Genomic DNA, 2,971 nt, shown 5'->3' on the forward strand with positions numbered 1-2,971 from the left:
GTTGACCGTGTAGACGATGTCTAGCGGTTCAGATGATTCTGATTCTGCAGGCACCGCTCAAGGCCGGGCGGCGTCCACGCCGAACACATGTCACCGAGGCGATCGCGTGAAGCGCGTCGCGCGCGGAGTGCTCCTGCGCACGGCAGACTGCCGGGAATCCATACGCAGGGTCGACGCGAACAACTGCTCGGTGTGCGGCCGGATCTTGAAAAGCCCGGCGAAATGATCGCTGGCGAGGTCCGAGCACCCGCAATCGTCGCGTGAAGATCGTCGAGGCTGACGCCGACCTCCAGCGTGGGGGTACAGGCGAGCGCATCCAATCGTGCGCGGCTGTGCGGCTGGCACCTTCGTCGATTGCCGGCCGAGGCCGAGGAACCCAAGCGGCTGGTACTCGGCGCGCGGTGGCAGGCCATCAAGGAGGGTCGGGACGGTTTCCGGCCAAGGAGGGTCATCGACGGGTGGGGAGAAAAAGCATGCTTAAGTTCGTCACGCAAAGGTGGAGTGGCGGTCCGGCTCGGGACCGAACCTGAAGTGGCGGCCGGTGATTTCGTACGGGATCACCCGCACGTAGTGAAGTTTCAGAGTCGCGATCCACGGCACTAATTGCGCGCGTTCGGCTTTCTCGATCTCTGCGCCGGTACGCAACACCTGCGCGCGACCCTTGACGATCACACTCCAGCCTTCGGCGACGCTGGGCCAGCTCGTCGCGAGGCCGACCGGCGGGGCGCCGCCGGTACGGAGGCGTTTCAGGCGCGTAGGACGTCAGAACCCAGTAATCCACTATGCGGTCGAGGCCGCTCACACCGCTGGTTTCACCGTCGGGGAGGACCTGTCGGTCGTCGACACCCAAACCAGCCGGACAACTGCTGAGCGTGCCACTCGCCAAGCACAGGCCCAAGTTTTCGCGGCAGACATTCGTCAGCGCGCGGCTGCGTTGGTTGGAGCCGATAACGAGGTTGCGGGCAACCTCACCGCAACCGCTGCCGACGTTGACGCACAGCCTCTGACCGGCGGGTGATGACGCATATGCTGACCGCGGACAGACAGTTTCACCGTGAGATTGCCTGTGGTTGCGGTGTTGGTGATGTCATTGAAGCACGTTGCCCCGGCGGGCGACGATGACCGGTGTGCGGGTCGCCTGTACCACCGCGGCGCTGACCGAGCCGAGCAGCAGCCCGGTGAATTCACCATGGCCGCGGGTGCCGACCACGACCAGCTGCGCGGTTTCGGCCTGCTCGATGAGGTGGTGCGCGGGCCGGTCGAATACGACCACACGGCGCACACGAACATCGGGGTAACGTTCCTGCCAGCCTACAAGGCGCTCGGCAAGGGCTTCATGCGCTTTCGGCTCTACGATGCCCCATTCCAGCTCGTGAATGCCGAAGGGATCGCTGTCGCATGAGGCGTGCAGGGCCACCACCTCGACACCGCGCCACGAGGCTTCGTCGAAGGCGATCGCGGTGGCCAGTTCCGATGCCGGCGATCCGTCAATGCCTACCACTACGGGCGCCACCATAGACGCCGCCTCGGCAGGGGATTCGTCGTGGATGACCGCGACCGGGCAGCTAGCGCGGTGGATCATCGCGGTGCTGACCGAGCCGAGCAGCACGCCCGACAGCGACGACCTACCGCGTCGGCCCACCACGAGGATCTGGGCATCGTTGGACAGCTCGAGCAGCGCGGGTACGGGCGCGGCAAGGATTGACCTGGTGTGAATGTGCAGGCCACCGGCGGTATCGTTGGCCGTCTTGGCGGCGTCGTCGATCAGGCGCTGGGCCTGTTCTTCCTGCGTGCGCATCACTTCCGACGGGCTGGGCTCCGTCCAGACAATGAGCGATGAGCCGGGCGCCACCGGTGGGGCGGCGTGAACAATGGTCAATCCGGTGTTGCGCATCGCCGCCCGGCGTGCGGCCCACTGTACCGCCGCGGTCGAGGCGGTGGATCCGTCGACGCCGACCACGATGCCGAGATGTTCTGACTGGTCAGGCATTTCGCTCTCCCTTGCGATCGTCAGGAACTTCCACCAGCCAGGCATCTGCTCCGACAGATGCGACGGAGGGGCTGATGCATTACGCCGATCAGATTAGGGCTCGGCCGGCCGCCAGGCCAGAAGGCTTAGTTCCCGGAACGCGTGGCCATGGTGCCCTGTCGTCCACAGCGTCACCGGCCAGTTGATCGCCGTCGATGGCGGAATGGTGATGCTGGGCTGATAGCGCACGTCTCATAAGTAGCGCCGCATTCACCTAACTATCCGAGATCCATTGGTGCGCGATCGAGTCCACACAGTTCGGCCCATTGTCTAACCCGAAACGGGGAGGCTAGCGACCGTTTCCCGCGGAAGCTGGAGATCGTCACAGGGCAGGTCCCGCGAGCACCGTCTCCCGTAGTCAAACCTAATCGTGAACCGGCGAGCGGGTACCGAAACGGCCACCGATGCCGAAGCCCGAGCGATGGAACGCGAGTGGATAGTTCGGACCCGCGCCAATGATCCGGCAGTCGGCTACAACCCGTCACCGCGTTTCCGACCGTCCTAATTCGGGCCGTTCGTGCACCTTGGACACGTCCCACTCGAGTGTGAACCGTTAGGTCCGGTCGCGCCGAGCCGGAAGTCAAGGCAGACGACGAGAGCTGACCTCTTCCTTGGGAATGCACCCGGCAGTAGCGTTGAGATATGCGGCAGATAGATCGCCGTACGCTGTTGTGTGGCATTACGATCGGCGTTCTCGCGGCGGCCAGTCGCTCCCCGGCCGCGCGTGGTTTCCCGACCGAGCGGCCCCCACCCGGCGTGCTTACCCGGCTGCCCGGGAATGGCAATCAGTTGGCGTTGACGATTGACGACGGCGCCAGCGCGCAAGTGGTCGGCGCGTTCGCCGACTTCTGCCGTGACAGCGGCACCCGGTTGACGTTTTTCGTCAACGGCGCCAACAGTTCGTGGTCGGTCAACGCCCCCGCGCTGCGGCCCATGGTCGAT

At 64.9% G+C, this 2,971-nt stretch carries 1 protein-coding gene and 2 pseudogenes; 1 reads left to right on the top strand and 2 read right to left on the bottom strand.

From position 1 onward, the window contains the following. Positions 1-486: 486 nt before the first annotated feature. Positions 487-693, bottom strand: a pseudogene (locus VKI00_RS23065) (pyridoxamine 5'-phosphate oxidase family protein); the annotation flags it as partial. Between the two features lie 394 nt (positions 694-1,087). Continuing rightward, a complete protein-coding gene (locus VKI00_RS23075) occupies positions 1,088-1,990 on the bottom strand; it encodes a universal stress protein (RefSeq protein ID WP_324441598.1) in 903 nt (300 codons plus the stop codon). A gap of 681 nt (positions 1,991-2,671) precedes the next feature. Here VKI00_RS23075 and VKI00_RS23080 point away from each other — a divergent pair. Next, positions 2,672-2,971 (top strand): annotated as a pseudogene (locus VKI00_RS23080) (polysaccharide deacetylase family protein); the annotation flags it as partial.

The sequence above is a fragment of the Mycobacterium sp. genome (assembly GCF_035314665.1).
In the GTDB taxonomy this organism is placed as follows: Bacteria; Actinomycetota; Actinomycetes; order Mycobacteriales; family Mycobacteriaceae; genus Mycobacterium.

Coding starts and splice junctions, on each gene's coding strand:
- VKI00_RS23075 (WP_324441598.1), bottom strand. CDS start 1,990: ATGCCTGACCAGTCAGAACATCTCGGCATCGTGGTCGGCGTCGACGGA.